At 56.3% G+C, this 18934-nt stretch carries 14 protein-coding genes; 7 read left to right on the top strand and 7 right to left on the bottom strand.

Annotated elements, in window-relative coordinates; translation table 11 throughout:
• The first annotated feature begins 114 nt into the window (after positions 1 to 114).
• Entirely contained in the window at positions 115 to 768 is a 654-nt protein-coding gene (locus CODIS_RS02480) for a c-type cytochrome (RefSeq protein ID WP_069121136.1), read from the top strand.
• Positions 765 to 2447 (top strand): sensor domain-containing diguanylate cyclase, encoded by a 1683-nt coding sequence (locus CODIS_RS02485; RefSeq protein ID WP_069121137.1) that lies wholly within the window; start codon positions 765 to 767, stop codon positions 2445 to 2447. Before CODIS_RS02480 ends, CODIS_RS02485 begins: the two co-directional genes overlap by 4 nt.
• A gap of 1 nt (position 2448) precedes the next feature.
• On the opposite strand, the gene CODIS_RS02490 is transcribed toward CODIS_RS02485, so the two are convergent.
• On the bottom strand, positions 2449 to 6291 hold the full coding sequence (locus CODIS_RS02490) for an ATP-binding protein (protein ID WP_069121138.1): 3843 nt from the start codon (positions 6289 to 6291) through the stop codon (positions 2449 to 2451).
• 266 nt (positions 6292 to 6557) lie between these two features.
• On the opposite strand from CODIS_RS02490, the gene CODIS_RS02495 reads away from it, so the two are divergent.
• Positions 6558 to 7682, top strand: coding sequence for a class I SAM-dependent methyltransferase (locus CODIS_RS02495; protein ID WP_069121139.1), 1125 nt, complete (start codon positions 6558 to 6560; stop codon positions 7680 to 7682).
• 178 nt (positions 7683 to 7860) lie between these two features.
• Here CODIS_RS02495 and CODIS_RS02500 read toward each other — a convergent pair whose 3' ends face one another.
• Together CODIS_RS02500 and CODIS_RS02505 are read right to left on the bottom strand one after the other, a co-directional pair.
• Complete coding sequence (locus tag CODIS_RS02500; RefSeq protein ID WP_069121140.1) at positions 7861 to 8334, bottom strand: discoidin domain-containing protein; 474 nt, start codon at positions 8332 to 8334, stop codon at positions 7861 to 7863.
• A 77-nt stretch (positions 8335 to 8411) separates the two neighbouring features.
• A complete protein-coding gene (locus CODIS_RS02505) occupies positions 8412 to 8750 on the bottom strand; it encodes a TraR/DksA family transcriptional regulator (protein ID WP_069121141.1) in 339 nt (112 codons plus the stop codon).
• A gap of 122 nt (positions 8751 to 8872) precedes the next feature.
• On the opposite strand from CODIS_RS02505, the gene CODIS_RS02510 reads away from it, so the two are divergent.
• Positions 8873 to 9331: a rhodanese-like domain-containing protein gene (locus CODIS_RS02510; protein ID WP_069121142.1), complete on the top strand. Its 459-nt coding sequence runs from the start codon at positions 8873 to 8875 to the stop codon at positions 9329 to 9331.
• Positions 9332 to 9337: 6 nt separating this feature from the next.
• Here the strand turns inward: CODIS_RS02510 and CODIS_RS02515 are convergent, their stop codons facing one another.
• A complete protein-coding gene (locus CODIS_RS02515; protein WP_069121143.1) occupies positions 9338 to 10363 on the bottom strand; it encodes a CDP-6-deoxy-delta-3,4-glucoseen reductase in 1026 nt (341 codons plus the stop codon).
• 136 nt (positions 10364 to 10499) lie between these two features.
• Here CODIS_RS02515 and CODIS_RS02520 point away from each other — a divergent pair, with 136 nt between their 5' ends.
• Positions 10500 to 11360: an SDR family oxidoreductase gene (locus CODIS_RS02520; protein ID WP_069121144.1), complete on the top strand. Its 861-nt coding sequence runs from the start codon at positions 10500 to 10502 to the stop codon at positions 11358 to 11360.
• A gap of 193 nt (positions 11361 to 11553) precedes the next feature.
• On the opposite strand, the gene CODIS_RS02525 is transcribed toward CODIS_RS02520, so the two are convergent.
• Together CODIS_RS02525 and ubiD are read right to left on the bottom strand one after the other, a co-directional pair.
• Entirely contained in the window at positions 11554 to 12180 is a 627-nt protein-coding gene (locus tag CODIS_RS02525; protein WP_069121145.1) for a nucleotide-binding protein, read from the bottom strand.
• Between the two features lie 46 nt (positions 12181 to 12226).
• Entirely contained in the window at positions 12227 to 13693 is a 1467-nt protein-coding gene (ubiD, locus tag CODIS_RS02530) for a 4-hydroxy-3-polyprenylbenzoate decarboxylase (RefSeq protein ID WP_069121146.1), read from the bottom strand.
• Positions 13694 to 13870: 177 nt separating this feature from the next.
• Here ubiD and CODIS_RS02535 point away from each other — a divergent pair, with 177 nt between their 5' ends.
• Both CODIS_RS02535 and CODIS_RS02540 read left to right on the top strand, forming a co-directional pair.
• The gene (locus tag CODIS_RS02535) at positions 13871 to 14920 is read left to right on the top strand and encodes an efflux RND transporter periplasmic adaptor subunit (RefSeq protein WP_069121147.1); all 1050 of its coding nucleotides are present in this window, start codon (positions 13871 to 13873) and stop codon (positions 14918 to 14920) included.
• The gene (locus CODIS_RS02540) at positions 14913 to 18134 is read left to right on the top strand and encodes an efflux RND transporter permease subunit (protein ID WP_069121148.1); all 3222 of its coding nucleotides are present in this window, start codon (positions 14913 to 14915) and stop codon (positions 18132 to 18134) included. The genes CODIS_RS02535 and CODIS_RS02540 overlap by 8 nt, the downstream gene beginning before the upstream one ends.
• A 287-nt stretch (positions 18135 to 18421) precedes the next feature.
• Here CODIS_RS02540 and CODIS_RS02545 read toward each other — a convergent pair whose 3' ends face one another.
• Positions 18422 to 18928: a GNAT family N-acetyltransferase gene (locus CODIS_RS02545; protein WP_083220508.1), complete on the bottom strand. Its 507-nt coding sequence runs from the start codon at positions 18926 to 18928 to the stop codon at positions 18422 to 18424.
• Positions 18929 to 18934 lie beyond the last annotated feature (6 nt).

Below are 18934 nucleotides of genomic sequence, written 5' to 3' on the forward strand. Positions count from 1 at the left end.
ATGTAACCGTTCAAAAGGAGTTGCACACCAGATAAACAACTGATCAGCGTGAGGGCTTCAAGAGCCGTGTACAATACTTGGGTAAAATTAATTGTCTTTTCCCTATCGATAGTAATGCCCAATGCCAATGCAGGATGGGATAACGCTGATCTGGAACGTATCGAGGCCATGAGCCTGGATCCGGACCATGCACGGGGCAGGGCCGTGTATGAGACTTGCGCGGTATGCCATATGCCGGAAGGCTGGGGAACCCCGAACGGCGCCTATCCGCAAATTGCCGGTCAGCACCGTTCAGTCGTGATCAAGCAACTGGCCGATATTCGCGCTAAAAATCGCGATAATCCCTCCATGTACCCATTTGCCATACCGGAAGAGATAGGTGGCGCTCAAGCCATTGCGGATGTGGCTCACTATATCGAATCGCTGAAGATGACAACCGCCACCGGCAAGGGTGACGGCAGTGACCTCGAGCATGGTGAAAAGCTCTACAAACAGTACTGCATAGAATGCCATGGCGACCAAGGTCAAGGACAATTCGAAAAGGCCTATCCGGCCATCCATGGTCAACACTACAACTATCTTCTGCGCCAGCTGATCTGGATACAGAACGGCAAGCGGCGCAACAGCAATAAAGAGATGGTTAAAGTCATCGGAACCTTTGACAATCGGGATTTCAAAGCGATATCGGACTATGTATCCAGGATGCTGCCGGTTGCAGAGAGGCGTTCCGAGCGTACCTGGAAAGATCGCGGGTTGCAGGAGAGATGAGTATTCCCGTGCCACCTGTCGAGAGCGGCGGCGAGGTTGAAGAGAACGGATTTTCTGAACATAAGGAGTTGATACTCAGTTTCCTGATGCTGTTCATCCCGGCCTCCCTGCTGCTGGCCTCGATTTTTTATGCCTTCTCCACCCAGACGGAAAAGTATGAACTGCAGACGACACTGATTCGCGAGGAGGCGGCATTGAACAGTGCCAGCGAATTGACATCGCTGCTGTTTGAGCAGAAGCTCTCGGACCTCATGGTGCTGGCGGAAGGGGAAGTGCTCAGAAGTTACATCCATGATCCAAGCCTGAAGAACTGGGTACGTGTCGCACGTGAGTTCTCACTCTTCGCAAGACGGAAACCGAAATATTTTCAGCTGCGATACATCGATAACAGCGGCATGGAAGTCATTCGCATCAACAGTGACGACAATGTGCAGGAGATCGTTCCCCAGAGCGAGATGCAAAATAAGGCGGATCGCTACTATTTCAAGGAGGCGATGAAGCTGGCGTTGGGTGAGATCTATATCTCTCCCCTGGATCTGAATGTGGAACGGGGCGTGATAGAGCAGCCGGTCAAGCCCACGGTCCGCTTTGCGACACCGGTATCCGACGGTTATGGGGGAAAGCGCGGTATCGTCATCATCAATTATACTCCGAATGAACTGTTGCAACGGATCGCCGACAATTTCGAAACCCTGCGCGGTGATGCGGTGATGCTCAATAGTCAGGGCCATTGGCTGCAGGGGGTGCCCGAGGAGCAATTGTGGGGTTTTATGTATGGTCGCGACGAGACATTCGCTACACAAAAACCCGATGTCTGGTCTTCCGTCACCAGCAGTGAAAAAGGTTCATTCTTTACCGATGACGGCGTTTATATATTCAAGAGGGCCTATCCGTTAGTACGCAAAAGGCTGGGAACCTTGGAAAATGTCGATGAATCGATCGTCCCATCCCCTAACAGGGCGGAGAAGCGATACTGGATCTTTCTCTCTCATATCTCCAATAACCTGATTGAAGACCTTACAGCCAAACGCATGATCGTTGCCACCATTACCTATCTGCTGCTGTTTTTGGTTGCCGGGGTGATCAGCGTCCTGTTTGCCAAGAACAGCGTGCAGAAAAAACAGGCCTTCCGGAAGCTTCAGCAATATGCCACCACCGATGATCTGACCGGGCTGGCCAATCGGCGTGAACTGGACAAGGTCGCATTGCGCGAGTTCAAGCGCGCGACCCGTTTCACCAGACATCTCTCCGTATTGATGCTGGATCTCGACCATTTCAAGTCGATTAACGATACATATGGCCACAATATCGGGGATAGTGTGCTGAGGCATGTGGCCGATATCTGCGTGGGTTCGATCCGAGGGCAGGATTTTATGGCCCGTTACGGTGGAGAGGAGTTCACGATTCTGCTGCCGGAAACGGATATCGAGAACGGTAGTAAATTGGCGCAGCGGATTTGTGATAAGATCGCCGCGATGCCCTATCAAGAGGGACAGCAGTTGATTTCCATCACGGTCAGTGTCGGCGCCAGTGAGATCGAGGATGGTGATATCGATTTCAACGATCTGTTGAACCGCGCCGATAAAGCGCTCTACGAGGCAAAGAAAAGGGGTCGCAATCAGGTGGTGATCTCAACCGCTGGCGAATGCATTTCGCGCCTTGCGGTAGTCAACGAATAATCTATTTTGTTCCGGGCGCGGCAATGGTCTTCAGCTCCTGCGTGCCCGTGTGAATGCCTGCCTTGGCTGCCGCCTCGAGCAGTCTTTCGGCTTGTCGTGACGATTCCCGATCGCATTTCCCTGTAAGGTTCAGCGCCAACAGGCGACCCCGTTCGATATAGAAATCACTCCAGGGGAGTGGTTCGGCCCGGGTGTATTCCGCCAAGGCATCCGCGTAATAGTGCATCCTTTCCGGTTCCGCCTTGTGCAGATAGACCTCAATCATATTCTGATAGAAATGGAGATAGTTGTGGCTGAGGCTGCCCTGGTCAAGGTAACGCTGCCCCTCGCGAATCGCATCCTGGCGCTGCTTCTCATTCCTGGTCACGCGCGCCAACACCCCGAGAATATAGGGAGCGATGTGGGTTGGTACGGAATCAAGCGCCGCCTGGTAGGCGCGCTCCAGGTAGCGGAGGCCCGCTTGAATCTCCCCCTTCAGTACCTTGGCTTCACCGATTTGCGCAAGGTTGTCACCATAAAAACGACTGGCGCGGAGCCGCTGCGCCAGCTTCAGGCCGAAATGACCGTAACGTTCCGCGGAATCGATATCTTCGGTAAACAGTAACACCAGGCCGAGATTCATATAGGCCGTCATCTCGGCCCTGAGATTGCCATACTCCGCAGCGAGTTTTCCCGCTTCCTGCAGGGTCGCCAATGCTTCGGTTACCGAGCCGGTATAGAGATGGGTCAAACCATACATGGACAGGCTGCCGACTTCCTGGGGCAGGCGCTTTTCTGTCCTCGCCAGTTCCAGGCATCGCTCGAAGTAACCCCTTGCCGTCATGATCAGCCCTTTGGCGTAACAGGCATCAGCCATCCCAGCCTGGGCGCGAATCTCAAGCAGCGGGTTGGCGGACTCTCTGGCCAGGGTCTCAGCCTGTTGGTGGGCCTGTAGACACTCATCAGTGCGCGCCAGGGCGAAAAGAATATCACCCCTTCGATAGTGCAGTTCTGTGAGCAAGGCGTTGTTTTGGCTCGTCTCCGCCAGGGGTGCGGCATGGTCAAGTATCTCCAGCGCCTGATCCAGTTTGTCCTGTACCGTCAGGCCGGTGGCCCGGCCGATCAATGCACGACATCGGATTTGGTCATCGCTTGCCGAGTCTGCGGCAGCGGCGAAGGCATGGATGGCGGATGAGATGGCGCCTGCCTGAATCAGCAGATCGCCTTGCAGGCAGTTTAGCTGGGTGCCCATAGGCGTTGATTGTGCAATTTCGGCACCACGGGAGGCCAGTGACAAGGCCTGCTCGAAGTCAGCCATGCGTACCGCCTGCTGGGCCGCCTGCAGATAGGCTTGCGCCGTATCTTCACTGCCACCAAGATCGAGATGCCGGGCATGCAGGGCGGCGTCACGTTGTCGGTACCATGCCGCTGCCCGTAGATGCAGGGCGCGCCTATGGGATGCCAGTAATGAGTCATAGATAGCGTCGCGCAACAGTGCGTGGACAAAGAGGTAGCCTTCTCTTTCGGGTTGCAGCAGGCGTTGATTGAGCAGGGCGTCGGGTCGATAATCGCTTATTCCGAGGAGCTGGAGCACGGCATCCAGCCTGAATCTTTGCCCCAGCACTGATGCGGCTTGAACGGCCAGCCGGTCCTCATCGGCGAGCAGATCGAGTCTCGACATCACCAGGCTGTGGATTGAGTCCGGTACGTTCTTCCCTGGATCGGTGGTTCCCAGAAGCAGCTGCTCGAGATATAAAGGATTGCCTCCCGAACGGTCGATACATGCGGTAACGATCGCCTGATCCCGGTTGGTGATCTGTTGCGCCAGGTTTCTTGCATGTTCTTTGGATAGTGGGTTTAGATCGAGCGTGGTCAAGGGTGCCCCATGCATAGCGCTGCGCCATGCCGGATCGAGGGGTTCACCTTCGACTCGGGATGTAATGAGCAGCAGGGCCGCATTTCGACTGACACTATCCGTGAGTTCGGCTATATGGTTAAGGGTCGTCTGATCGGCCCAGTGGATATCCTCCACAATCAGCAGTCGCGGGGCTGACTGAGTGGCATATGCGAGAATGAATCGGAGGATTTGTTGAGCCCCTCGGAGCTGTGCCTCGTCGCCGATGCTGTCGATCGAGGCGGCCGATTCCTCATCGATGGTCAGGTGAAACAAGCGTTGCAGTATGCTTGGGTAGATGGCAGGGTTCCACGCCTGCCCCATTGCCTGCTTTACCGAAACTTCTATCTCTTCAGCCTTGGCGCTATTGCTGAGTCCCAATAGTTGACGCAGCAGTGAGGGAATAGGTTCTGTCGCTGACTCCATACCGAAGTCAAGCACCAATGTCCGGTGAGGAATGACGCCCATCTGAACCGCATGTCGACAGATCTCCCCCACGAGACGTGTTTTGCCTATCCCCGCTTCTCCACGAAGCAGATAGGTCTCGCCCGCCAAATCTTCGGTGCAGGCCACCAGGGCGGCATTGAATTGCCTCAACTCCCGGGTTCGTCCGACGAAGGGGGGCCAGTTTGTCTGCTGCGCTTCCCCTGATCTGACTGCCGCGACACGCCATGCCGTTTCCTCCCGTCTTGTCGCCTCGATGTTCAGACGAAGACCCAGATAGGCCGGTTCGGTAAGCAGAAGGTCTCCGGGTGCACCTGAGCGCGCCAACTGTTCCGCCTGGGCAAATACCGCTCCGGATACGGCTCCGCCGGGATCGCTCAACACGGAACCTGTGGCGATACCGCACTGAATCCCCAGTTCATGCGGCCAATCACTGGCCCGCTCGGTTCTCATTATCAGTTCGAACACCATTTGAAGCGCTTTTTCACACTCATTGCCATGGGCTTTTTCAAGGCCGAAGAGTATGACCAAGGCATCCCCATGGTGGTGATGGAGGATTCCGCCATAATGGCTGATCAGGGGGTCCAGGTGGGCAAGCAACTGTTTGTTCGCCCAGTGCAATTTCTCAGGATCACCTGCAGCCATCAAATCAAGATAGTGTCTCAGATGGAGATGGGCAACGGCCACCGTGCGCAACAGCTGGGGTTGCGGCTGAGCGGTTTGCTTGGATAAGGGTTGCTGACGGTATGGTTTTCGGGTTGGTGGACTGTTCAGTTCGACAGCTTCGTTGTCACGCTCATCCCCACTGCGTTGACGGCGGATATCACTATACAGTTGCTCTGTCTCCGGCTGCGGAGGGAGGCCGAGTTCGCGCATCAGCAAACGGCGGCATTGGCGATATTGTCGCAGGGCATCGGCGGGCCGGTTAAACCGGGCATAGAGCTGCATCAGGGTGCGATGGACTTGCTCCTGGAGGGGGTCGCTGCCGAGCAGTCTTATCCCCAGACGGATTCCCGACTCAAACTGAGCGGTATCCAGGTAGTGATCCAGCAGTTTAGACATACTGCTGATGGCATGTTCCCGATAGTGGCTGCGTTGGGTCATCAGCCACTCTTCATAGTTGTTCGAGCGGGGGTTGAAGCCTTCCAGGAACTCGCCATTGTAGAGGGATGCCAACTTGATCAGGTTCTCTGGAGACTGCTGATGCTGCAACAGGCTATCGAACGTTCCGGTATCGGTATCGATATGACCGCTTTTAAGTAACACGTTCTCCTGATCGGCAGCAAGCGCATCGGCATGATCGCCCAAGACCTTGCGCAATCCGCTGAGAGCCTGGCGCAGACTGTGCCGGGCTTGGGCATCATTGCTCTCCTCCCATAATAACAGCGCCAACCTGTCCCTGGGTTGAGGCTTCTCCTGGTGCAAGGCCAGCCAGGCCAGGAGTGCCTTGGCTTTGCGCGACCTCAAATCGACAGCAGTGCCGCTATTGTCAATCAGTTGAAAGCCGCCGAAAAGTGACAGTTCCATACAGGGTTCCCGGTGTTGACTCTGTTATCTGTGTTTGTTCAATTCAGAGATACTTGCAAGCGTGGGAGGTGTCGTCATAGCCATACATGCAGGCCCAAATGAAAAAATTAGGTACATGCCCTAAAAAAATAACCATTCGATTGTTTTTGACGTTCTTTTGACGGATAGCAGCCGGCTACTGTGACGCTTGCTAATTAAAGTAGCACATAACGTCTTGGAAAAAGCGTATTTCAACTGACACAACAATGCACCAAAGGAGACAAGTTATGTGCCAACCCGTCAATCTACCCCCCGTCGGCCAGTCAGAGCCCAATGGCCAAGCCGCGATTTTTGCCGAAGAATTATTACAGATACTCAATCATGGAGCGATCGCATTGATGATTTCCATCGGTCACCGCACTGGACTGTTCGATACGATGGCCAGGATCCCGCCGAGTGATAGTCAAGGGATCGCTGAGTCCGCTGGATTGAATGAACGTTATGTCCGGGAGTGGTTGGGTGCCATGGTGACTGCCGCTATCGTTATCTATGATGCGGATTCTGGTTGCTATACCCTGCCTCCGGCCCATGCGGGTCTATTGACCAGAGATGCCAGCCCGGACAACGTTGCAGTGTTTGCTCAATACATTCCTTTGCTCGGGCAGGTGGAAGAGGAAGTCATTGATTGCTTTTACAATGGCGGCGGCGTTCCCTACGAACGCTATACACGCTTTCATGAAGTGATGGCCGAGGATAGCGGTCAGACAGTGGTCAGTGCCCTGTTTGAACATATCCTGCCGCTGATCGACGGGCATCTTTCGCGTCTGGAACGGGGCATCGATGTATTGGATGTGGGCTGCGGCCGCGGACAGGCGCTGCTGCAATTGGCGAGAGCCTTTCCGAAAAGCCGCTTCACAGGCTATGACTTCTCGCAGGAGGCCATCGAATGGGCGCGCAAAGAGGCGGACCGGCAAGGATTGAACAACCTACTGTTTGAAGTCAAGGATGTCGCCACCCTGGATGAACAAGGGGCTTATGATTGGATCGTAACCTTCGATGCCATCCATGATCAGAAATCACCGGATATGGTGCTATCCGCCATTCATGGTGCGCTGCGAGAAGACGGCATCTATCTGATGCAGGACATAAAGGGATCAAGTCATCTGCACAACAATCTTGAGCACCCGATCGGACCACTGCTCTATACCCTTTCGACCATGCACTGTATGACGGTTTCATTGGCTCAGGACGGCGCCGGCCTGGGTACTGTGTGGGGCAGGGAGCTTGCCTTAAAGATGCTGAATGAAGCCGGCTTCAATGATGTTATAGTCAAGGAGTTGGATCACGATTTTCAGAACTATTTCTATATCATCCGAAAAATGTCAGGTCAGGTCGGCGATTCATTGAATTGATGGAGCGCTTTTTCTGCGAAGTATGAGTGGTACTAGGGCCTATTGGATTGGTGTTAATAGGCCCTAGTCGAATGGTATTTACTTAAGACGAATTTTAGGATTTTCGTCATCCCGGCGCAGGCCGGGATCCAGAATGCTTGATGGTGACGGTATTCCTGGATTCCGGCCTGCGCTCGCTTTAAGCAAGCCTGAGCTGAGACAAGGACGCAATCGCGTCACCGCCGCTTATCTCCGGGATAATGACCAACTCAAGCAGTGTGACCGCTGTTAGGTCGACCTGATGCTCTTCCGTCTCCGATGTGGATCCTTGAGGGCTGAAATTCCATTGCTGTCTGGCGATTTCCTGGAACGACCGTCCGCCGTCCAGCGAATAGCGCAGCTGATACTGCTGGGTGCGTTGAGTTTGATGCTCCGTGAATTTGAGCCGAACCAGCCTGATGCTCTGTGGTTCGGTAAAGAGTAGCCGGATGGTCTGTTTCCCGGGGTGGGAGGCACGCCATCCTGAGGTCTCTTTGAACAGCAGTGCCGACTCGATTGGGTGCTCGCTATCCTCAGAGGTTATTTCAACCTCGGCAATCTCATTCAGATTCAGCCAGTCATGGTTGTGAGAGTGGCTATCCTGCAATCTATCCGGGATGATTCGTTTACGCATCGAAATGACTCCTGAGCACAAGAGTGGGTGTATGGTATTGAGCCCCATGGCATCAGAACTGAAGTTGATCGGCTGTTTTACGCCTCGGCGCAAGCGATACAGCGTGTATTCGTCGGGTCGGCTGCAAGTCGACGGGCATCGATTTCCTCCCCGCAGATGAAGCAGTAGCCATATTCACCGGTTTCGATTCGACGCAAGGCCCCCTCTATCATCAATTGTTGATGTTGACGCCTCCGAGCGGTTTCCTGCGCCATTTGCTGTGCCTGCATGGCGTCCATGCGGCTGAGACGTCCGACCCGGCTTTGGTCCAGTGCAACGGTCTCTCCCGCCGACCGGGATGTTTCATCCACTGCACGCAACGCTGTTTGCAGTTGCAGTAACCTCTCTCTGATCAGCGTGATTTCATCCGGTGTCATTATATTATCTTAGTTGTCACGGGGTTATTGGGTAAGTGCGTTATCTGTATAGTCTACCTCAAGCATGCTGCCGATCTGTCCGTCGCTTGCGGATGACAGAATAGAATTAAGAGCACTTCCCCATGAAACGATATCCGATGAAGAGAATACTGGTACTCTGCCTGATCCTGAGCGCCCACAATGCAGAGGCAGATGAAGGGAGTGAAATAGTCGAGGCGATGGAGGAGTATCTCGAGTTCGTCGATTACGGCGGCGCAACCATCTTTTCTCAACAGATACCCGCCGAGGATTGGGGTAACTTCTTCGTTGTCGATACGCGCAGTGCGTCCCAGTATGAGCAGGAGCATATTCCCGGGGCGGTCAATATCGAATGGCGTCAGATCCTGGCCCGGCGTTCGGAGTTACCGCGGGACAAGGCGGTGCTGGTCTACTGCAATACCGGATCACTGTCGGCTCAGGCCGGTTTCGCTCTCCGCCTGGCGGGCCATGAGAATGTGAGAATCCTGCAGGGCGGGATGCGCGAATGGCAGGCAAGAGGCGGATTCGATGCGCACGCCCATGCCATGGAGTCAAATCTTTGAACAGTATTAGGTCCCTGTCTTTTGCCTGGTTGCGGCGGCTCCGTATTCAAACGAGTCCGAATAGAGCTCTTCCCCGGCCAGGCCATGGCTGAGAAATGCCTCTTTGCCGGCTTCAATCATCGGCGGTGGACCGCTCATATAGACCTCGTGGCCGCTCAGATCAGGGTGGTCCGCGATAACGGCCTCGTGCACCCAGCCCGCTCTTCCGGACCAGTCGTCATCAGGTTCTGAAAGCACCGGCGTGTAGCTGAAATGGGGGTATTCGGCGGCCCATTTCTCAGGCAGATTCGGCAGATAGAGATCGCTCTTGGAACGTACGCCCCAATAGAGATGCATAGGTCGTCGGATACCGATCTGGAAAGCGTGCTCTATGATGCCCTTGAGGGGGGCAAAGCCAGTGCCTCCGCCCATCAGGATAATCGGTTTGGTAGAATCTTCCCGCAGATAGTAGCTGCCGAGGGGGGCCTCGATACGCATGATGGTCTTCTCCTCCATACCGTTGAAGAGTACGTCGGTAAAGAGACCGCCGTCGACATGACGGATATGCAATTCGATAAAGTCGTCGTCATGGGGGGCGTTGGCGATGGAGAAGGCCCGTTTGGTACCATCCTGAAGGATAAAATTGAGGTATTGGCCGGCCAGGAACTGAAGACGTTCTCCCTCGGGCAGCTTCAGGTAGAGTCTGATGACATCTTCATTGAGTCGCTCAATGCGGTCGATCTTACAGGGCATGGTACGGACCGGAAGATCCTTTGACTGGACGATCTCTCTGACTGCGATGGTGAGGTCCGAGGCGGGAGCCGCCTGGCAAATATAGCATTCGCCATTGCTGTCATCGGCCATCACGGGTGGTTTCCCGTTGGGGTAGTCGACCTGGCCCGCTGCAAGGGTCGCCAGACAGTCGCCACAGAAGCCGTTGCGGCAGCCGTAGGGTAGATTGACGCCCTGCCTGATCGCGGCATCGAGTATGGTCTCACCCGTTTCGACTGAGAATTCGTGGCCGCTTGGCTCAACATGCACTTTAAAACTCATGGGGTAGTTTCTCATTCATGAGTCGATACAATCGGCATAACAATACGTTATCCTCAATCGACCTTCTGTAATTATTGGGTTGGAGTGGAATTCTCTCCTATTTTTGTCAGGAATTAAACCGGGAGTCCATTGGGTTATGGGTGTGGCCATAATTGGTTGCGGTGATATCGGTACCAGGTTGGCGCAGGCATATTCCGCCGAGGGAATAACTGTCACCGGGATCGTGCGCACGCAACAGAGTATCGAAAGACTCGAACATGCTGGTATCGAAGCGGTTCAGATCGATCTGGATCAGCCTTTCACGGCAGCAAACCTGATTGAGTCTCGGCAGCTATTCTATTTTGCGCCACCACCGCCTCGCGGTCAGCAAGATGGACGGGTCGGCCGCCTCATCGAGCAGTTTATGGAGGGGCCTTCGCCACAAAGAGTGGTCTATCTGAGCACCAGTGGCGTCTATGGTGACTGCCAGGGGGCGTGGGTGGATGAGACCCGCCCGCCTGCCCCGATTGCGGATCGGGCGAAACGACGTCTCGATGCAGAACTGCGCTGGCGCGCATGGAGTGAACGAACCGGGCGCGAACTGGTGATATTGCGGGTGGCTGGTATCTATGGTCCCGGGAAACTGCCGGTTGAACGATTACGTAGTGGCCAACCCATGGTGGCCGAGGAGGATGCCCCCATCACCAACCATATCCATAGCATCGACTTGGTAAAGATTGCACGGACTGCCATGCAACGTGGCGTCTCAAGGGAGGTGTACAACGTCTGCGATGGCGTCCCTGAACCGATGACCCGTTATTTCAATCAGGTTGCCGATTTTCTCGGCTTGCCGCGGCCACCGGTCATCTCCCTTGAGGAGGCGCAACAGAGGCTATCACCGGGGATGCTCTCCTATCTGAAAGAGTCACGCAGATTGAGCAATCGTAAACTGCTTGAAAAGCTGGGAGTTGTGTTGGACTATCCGGATCTGGAGAAGGGTCTATCGGCCTGTGTATAGCCTTTCGTGCTTTCGCTTGAAATTAATACAGGTGGAGCACGCGCATCTTTCTCCGATATCCCATCAACATACTGCAAAGGCAGTTCCTTTGTTCAGATCTCCATACTGATGGGGCTCACGCGGCATCCCTGCCGCTACTGCGAATGCTAAGCGTCAACCGCCGGAGTCGCCGGTTGAACGGTAATACCCTGGGTTAAACCTTCAACCATTTGAACAGCGGATCCCAGAGAATGACATCCTTGTAGACCTGTGACGGGGCCAGTTCGAATATGGCCAAGCCCTTTTCCGCGGAGCGGATGTAGTTTTGGCTCTCCCGCAGATGGGTGATAAAGGGGATCTTGAGATGACCCAGGTAGGTCTCCAGGTCGTGGTAGATACGCGTCTGCTCCTTGGCCCGGTTGGCGACAATACCGATACGTGTCTGATTTTTCGAGACCCGGCCGCTGGACAGCAGTTCGGTGAGAAAACGGCTGCAGGCGCGCATATCGATGGGGGAGGGAAGCACGGGCAAAATCAGTGTGTCCACGCGAAGCAACATTTTATTGATAGCCTTGCCATGCACACCGGCAGGTGCGTCCATGATCAGCAGATCAGTCCCTTTGGCGGGTCTGACCGGCTCGTTCACCGCATTGATGGCCTGGATATCGGGGATACCTTCGTAATCTTTTCTGGCTTCCAGCCAGTCGATGGTCGACTGCTGTGTATCAAAGTCTGCCAAGGCGACTTTTTTGCCTTCATCGGCGTACCAGGTGGCCAGGTTGGTAGCGATGGTGGTTTTGCCACAACCCCCCTTGGCGTTCATCAACATGATTGTGCGCATTATACTTCCCTACCCTCTTTGTGGATTAGTCTTATCAGGCTTTAGTTTAGTCGATCCCCAGCTGATCCCAAATCTGATCGATGCGTTGCTTGACGCTCGGTGTCATGGTGATCGGCCGTCCCCACTCCCGGTCGGTCTCGCCGGGCATTTTGTTTGTCGCATCAAGCCCGATTTTTGATCCGAGGCCCGATACCGGCGAGGCGAAGTCGAGATAGTCGATGGGGGTGTTCTCCACGATGGTGGTGTCCCGTGCCGGATCCATGCGGGTGGTCATGGCCCATATGACATCCTGCCAGTCCCGGGTATTGACATCATCATCGACGACGATCACGAACTTGGTGTACATAAACTGCCTCAGGAAAGACCATACCCCCATCATGACGCGCTTGGCATGACCGGGATACTGCTTTTTCATACTGACAATTGCAAGCCTGTAGGAACAGCCTTCGGGGGGAAGATAGAAATCAACGATCTCCGGAAACTGTTTCTGCAGGATCGGTACGAAAACCTCATTCAATGCCATACCGAGCACCGCCGGTTCATCCGGGGGACGGCCGGTATAGGTGCTGTGATAAATCGGTTCCTCGCGATGGGTCAGGCGCGATACGGTGAAAACGGGGAAGTGCTCCACCTCGTTGTAGTAACCGGTGTGGTCGCCATAAGGACCTTCCATCGCCATATCGTCGGGGTGGATATGACCCTCCAGCACGAACTCCGCGGAGGCGGGGACCTGAAGCTCGGAGTCGATGCATTTCACCACCTCGGTGCGGCTGCCGCGCAGCAATCCGGCAAAGGCATATTCCGAGAGTGTATCCGGCACCGGGGTCACCGCGCCCAGGATGGTGGCCGGATCGGCCCCGAGGGCGACACAGACCGGAAAGGGTTCTCCGGGATGCGAAGACTGCCAGTCGCGGAAATCGAGCGCCCCGCCGCGATGGGCCAGCCAGCGCATGATAAGACGGTTGGGGCCGAGCAGTTGCATGCGGTAGATACCGAGATTCTGGCGCGATTTGTTGGGGCCGCGGGTGATGACCAGGCCCCAGGTGATCAGCGGAGCGGCATCCTCGGGCCAGCAGGTTTGAATCGGCAGCCGGGTCAGGTCAACCTCGTCCCCTTGTTGTGTAACGGCCTGGCAAGGTGCGTTGCGCAGCTCTTTGGGGGCCATATCGAGCACCTTGCGGAATACCGGCAGCTTGTCCCAGGCATCCTTCATGCCTTTGGGGGGATCGGGTTCTTTAAGAAATGCGAGCAGCCTGCCCACTTCCCGCAGGGCGTCTACCCGCTCTTCTCCCATCCCCATGGCGACCCGCTCGGGGGTGCCGAACAGGTTTCCGAGCAGCGGGTAGGGGGAGCCTTTGACCTTCTCGAACAGCAGGGCAGGACCACCGCGGCGCAGTGTACGGTCACAGATTTCGGTGATCTCCAGCTTGGGGTCAACCTCGGTGTGAATACGCTTCAGATCACCGCGGGATTCAAGCTGTTGAATGAAATCACGTAAATCTTTGTACTTCATGGGTCTAGTTGTTGATTATCTCTGCCTGAGACATTACCAGAGGCAGCATCGAGGTCAAGCGGTACCAGCCATGTGATCGGCGTCAGAAATAGGCGCCACCATTGATGTATGTGGTTGAAAAATATTAACGAGGCACTAATATAAGAGAAATCTAATATACTTATCGGAGTCCTTAAAATGAGGCGTTTACTGGTTCCATTAATACTTGGCCTTGCGCTGTTGCCCGGTTTCTCGGTGGCTGAAATGCCCGAGTTAGACAGCGTTGCCGTGGTAAAGCGTGAGACGGTCAGGGAGTTTTGGCTCGACGGTGTGGTCGAGGCAATCAATCAGACCACCCTCTCAGCCCAGACCCGGGGCCAGGTGGAAGCGATCCTGTTCGATGTGGATGACTATGTGGAGAAGGGTCAAGTTATCGTGCAACTGAAAGATACCGAGCAGAGAGCCGGTTTGGATCAGGCCCGGGCTGACCTGAAGGAGGCCGCGGCACGTCTGCAGGAATCACGGGACGATTTCAAACGCACCAAGGACCTGTTCGGACGCAAGCTTGCGTCCCAGTCGCAGCTGGATAAATCCACTGCGGCGCTGAAATCTGCCAAGGCGAGAAAGGAGGCGGCGGACGCGCGCCTGGACCAGGCCAAAGAACAGTTTGAATACACCCGGATCAAGGCGCCCTACAGCGGCATCGTGACCCATCGCCATGTGGAGGTGGGTGAGATCGCATCCCCGGGGCAGAAGCTGATGAGCGGTATCTCCCTCGACCAGCTGCGGGTCAGCGTGGAACTGCCCCAGAGCCTGATCCCGGTGATCCGGGCGCAGGGTAAGGCGCGGGTTTTGCTGCCGAACGGCGAGGCGATCCAGGGAGTCAGATTGACCATCTTTCCCTTTGCCGACCAGAGCAGCAGCACATTCAAGGTAAGAGTCGATCTGCCGGAAAGAGTGAAGGATCTGTTTCCCGGCATGTTTGTCAAGACCGCTTTCATGACCGGCGTGAAAAAGGAGTTGGTGGTGCCGCAAGAGGCCGTGGTCTATCGTTCCGAAGTGACGGCGGTCTATGTGGTCGACCAAGACCGGAGGGTCCGTTTCCGCTTGATTCGGGCCGCAGAACATCCAGTCGACGGCATGCTGTCGATTATCGCAGGTCTCTCCGAAGGTGAAACAGTGGCAACCGATCCCGTTGCGGCGGCCACACGATTGAAACAGCAGCTGGCGGAGAGTCGCAATGAGTAAGCTGGGTATCTCGGGCGGCGTGGCAAAGCGCTTCCTGATCACTGAGATCACGCCGCTGCTGGCCCTGGTGGGGCTGCTGCTGGGGGTGTTTGCCGTGCTGGTGACGCCGCGGGAGGAGGAGCCGCAGATCAATGTCACCTTTGCCAACGTCTTCATCCCCTTTCCCGGCGCCACCGCCACCGAGATCGAGAATCTGGTGGCGACGCCGGCGGAACAGGTGCTGTCGGAGATCGACGGCATCAAGCATGTCTACTCCACCTCCCGGCCGGGTATGGCGGTGTTGACCGTGCAGTTTCTGGTGGGCGAGGATCGGGAGGATGCCATCGTAAGGCTCTTCAGCAAGGTCTACGCAAACCAGGACTGGCTGCCCCAGGGACTCGGGGTTGGACAGCCGATCATCAAGCCGAAGGGGATCGATGATGTGCCCATCGTCACCGCAACCCTCTGGTCCGAGGACCCGGCAATCGGCGCCTTCGAACTGGGTCAGGTCGCCCATGCCATCGAGTCTGAATTGAAGCGGGTGCCTGGCACCCGGGATATCTATACCATCGGCAATCCGGACCGGGTGGTGCATGTGCTGCTCGATCCCCAGTCGCTGGCGGGACACGGCATCGATTTGAGTGATCTGCGCACCGCCCTGCAGGTGGGCAATCATATCCGCGACAACATCGAGGTCACTGCCGAAAACCGGGAGCTGCTGGTGCAGGCGGGCACCTTCCTCACCTCCCCCGATGAGATCGGCAGCCTGGTGGTCGGGGTCAGAGAAGGCAAGGCCGTCTATCTGCGGGATGTCGCCGAGGTGGTCCATCGGCCGGATCAGCCCCAGCACTATGTCTGGATGGGGGTCGGGCCGCAAGGAGAGCAGAAACAGCTGCCCAAGGGAGGGAAGTTTCCCGCGGTCACGGTGGTGGTCGCCAAAAAGGCGGGTACCAACGCGGTGGATATCGCCAAGTCGGTGATCAAGCGCTTCGAACAACTGGACGGCATTTTCATTCCTGAAGGTGTGCACGCCACCATCACCCGTAATTATGGTGCGACCGCCGAGGCCAAGGCCAACAAGCTGATCAGCAAACTCGCCTTCGCCACCCTCTCGGTGGTGGGACTGGTGCTGTTGACCATCGGTTGGCGCGAGGCGTTCATCGTCGGCGCTGCGGTGGTGGTAACCCTGGCGATCACTCTGTTCGCTTCCTGGGCCTGGGGCTTCACCCTCAACCGGGTCTCCCTGTTCGCCCTGATCTTCTCCATCGGCATCCTGGTGGATGACGCCATCGTGGTGGTGGAGAACATCCATCGCCACCTGCAGATGGGTTCCAGACATCTGCTGGAGGCGATCCCCAAGGCGGTGGACGAGGTCGGCGGCCCGACCATCCTGGCGACCTTTACCGTTATCGCGGCGTTGCTGCCGATGGCCTTCGTCACCGGGCTGATGGGACCCTATATGAGCCCGATCCCGATCAATGCCAGTACCGGCATGTTGATCTCCCTGGTGGTGGCCTTTGTCTTCACCCCCTGGATGACCAACCGAATTCTGGCCAGTCAGGCGGAACGGATCGCCAACCATGCCCATGACGAGAGTCAGGAGACGGCGCTGAGCCGCTTCTTCAGCCGGGTGATGGCCCCCTTCCTCACGGGTAAACGAGGCAATCGCATGCGCTGGGTGCTGCTGGGATCGATCTTGCTGCTGATCGCCGCCTCCCTCGCCCTGGTGGCGACCAAGTCGGTGGTGCTGAAGATGCTCCCCTTCGACAACAAGTCAGAGTTCCAGGTGGTGCTCGATATGCCCGAGGGGACCAGCCTGGAGCAGACCGCGCGGGTGCTGGATGAGCTGGGGGACTACCTGGGCGGCGTCGAGGAGGTCTCCGACTACCAGGTCTATGCCGGCACCGCCTCCCCCATCGGCTTCAATGGTCTGGTCAGGCAGTACTATCTGCGTGAAGGGGCTAACCTGGGCGACATCCAGGTCAATCTGGTGGACAAACAACACCGTGAACGCAAGAGCCATGAAGTGGCTTTGGCGGTGCGGGGACCGCTGCAAGCCATTGCCCGGGAGTATAACGGCAATCTGAAAGTGGTGGAGGTACCCCCCGGACCACCGGTAATGTCGCCCCTGGTGGCCGAGGTCTACGGCCTCGATTACGAGGGTCAGACCGAGGCGGCCTGGGAGGTGCGCAAGGTGTTCGAGAACACCCCAGACATCATCGATGTGGACGACAGCGTGGAGTATCCCTCCGCCAAGTTCGTGGTCCAGGTCGACCGGGCCAAGGCTGCCCGGCTGGGTGTGCCTCAGAGCGCGGTGGCCGAAGCACTGTCGACCGTGCTCGCAGGCGAGGATGCCAGTTATCTCCATGGAGAGAACCTGAAGTATGCCGTGCCGATTCGTATCGAATACGCCGAAGAAGATAAGGCCGATCTGGATCAGGTGCTTGCCCTGCGGGTACGCGCACAGAGTGGCAAGCTGGTTCCCCTGTCGGAGATCGTGCAGGTGATCCCGCGGGTGAGGGAGTACTCGATTCACCACAAGGACCTGCTGCCGGTGGTCTATGTCACCGGTGACATGGCGGGGGAGACTGACAGCCCGCTCTACGGCCTGTTCGAGATCTCGGATCAGCTGCAGGGCGAGGGCGGCATCGAGCAGTGGTTCCTGCAGCAGCCGGAAAATCCCTACGCCTACAGTCTGAAGTGGGACGGGGAGTGGCAGATCACCTACGATACTTTCCGCGACATGGGCATCGCCTACTCGGTGGGCCTGTTGATGATCTACCTGCTGGTGGTGGCCCAGTTCCGCTCCTACCTGGTGCCATTGGTGATCATGGCGCCGATTCCGCTCACCGTGATCGGCATCCTGCCGGGGCATGCGTTGCTCGGGGCCCAGTTCACCGCCACCTCCATGATCGGCATGATCGCCCTGGCGGGCATCATCGTGCGCAACTCCATCCTGCTGGTCGATTTCATCAACCAGCAGGTGAGGGAGGGGATGGCACTGGAACAGGCTGTAATCGATTCGGCGGCGGTACGCGCCAAGCCGATTGCCTTGACTGCCTTGGCTGCGATGGCAGGTGGATTCTTCATCCTCGACGACCCGATCTTCAGCGGCCTGGCGGTCTCGTTGATCTTCGGCCTGTTCGTCTCCACGGTGCTGACCCTGGTGGTGATCCCGGTGGTCTATTATGCGGCGATGCGCAACCGGGTCGAGTTCATCCGTGCCGGGGAGTGATGCTTGACTGGAGTACTCTTGACGGGAGGTCTTATCAGGAGGCGAATGAACACTGATAGGTCCCTCTCCTGGCATTGAGCTGTAGGGTGGGGTCCTGCTACACCAATTTGTAAGGCCAGCATGGCACAAACCTATCCTGATAGTTTGACGGTGCGGCAAGCCGCACCCTACGCAGGAAATATGATTTGCGTTAATTAGCGTTCAATTGCGGACTTAAACTGGTAGTTCTCCTGAATACAGCCATGCGTGCCATCGGCTGTAGGGTGCGGCTTGCCGCACCGATGAACTCACCAACTCCGCGCATCGAGACGCATATGCAGCAGTGCAGCACTGTCGCCCTTCGGCGTGGTGCGCCGTTCAATGTCAAAAGGCATGAAGCCGAGCGAGGCATAGAGCAGCAGTGCCGGGGTATTGTCGGTGAACACCGAAATGTAGACGGTTGAGGCGTAGCGGTCGAAGATCCTGTCGCACATGTGGCGGACCAGGCGCCTGCCGATGCCCTGGCCCCGGTAGGTATCCGATATGACTACATTGCCGATGAAATACCTGTCGCCGGCGATGCTGGTATAGAGATTGGCGAAACCGATGACCTGTTTATTGTCCAGCACAACGGTGAAATCGCTACGCGCCTTTGCGAGCCTTTCCAGCTGTACCTTGTCAAAAGGCCAGCTTCCCGAGGGATAGATAAGATAGAACTCATCCGGGGAGGTGAGCAACGAAACGATACCGTCGTAGTGAGACTCATTCCCGGAGGCGATCTCAAATCTGTCTAAATTAATTTTACTGACTGACACAAGGTT

Origin of the sequence: Candidatus Thiodiazotropha endolucinida (assembly GCF_001715975.1) — a bacterium.
Taxonomy (GTDB): domain Bacteria; phylum Pseudomonadota; class Gammaproteobacteria; order Chromatiales; family Chromatiaceae; genus Thiodiazotropha; species Thiodiazotropha endolucinida.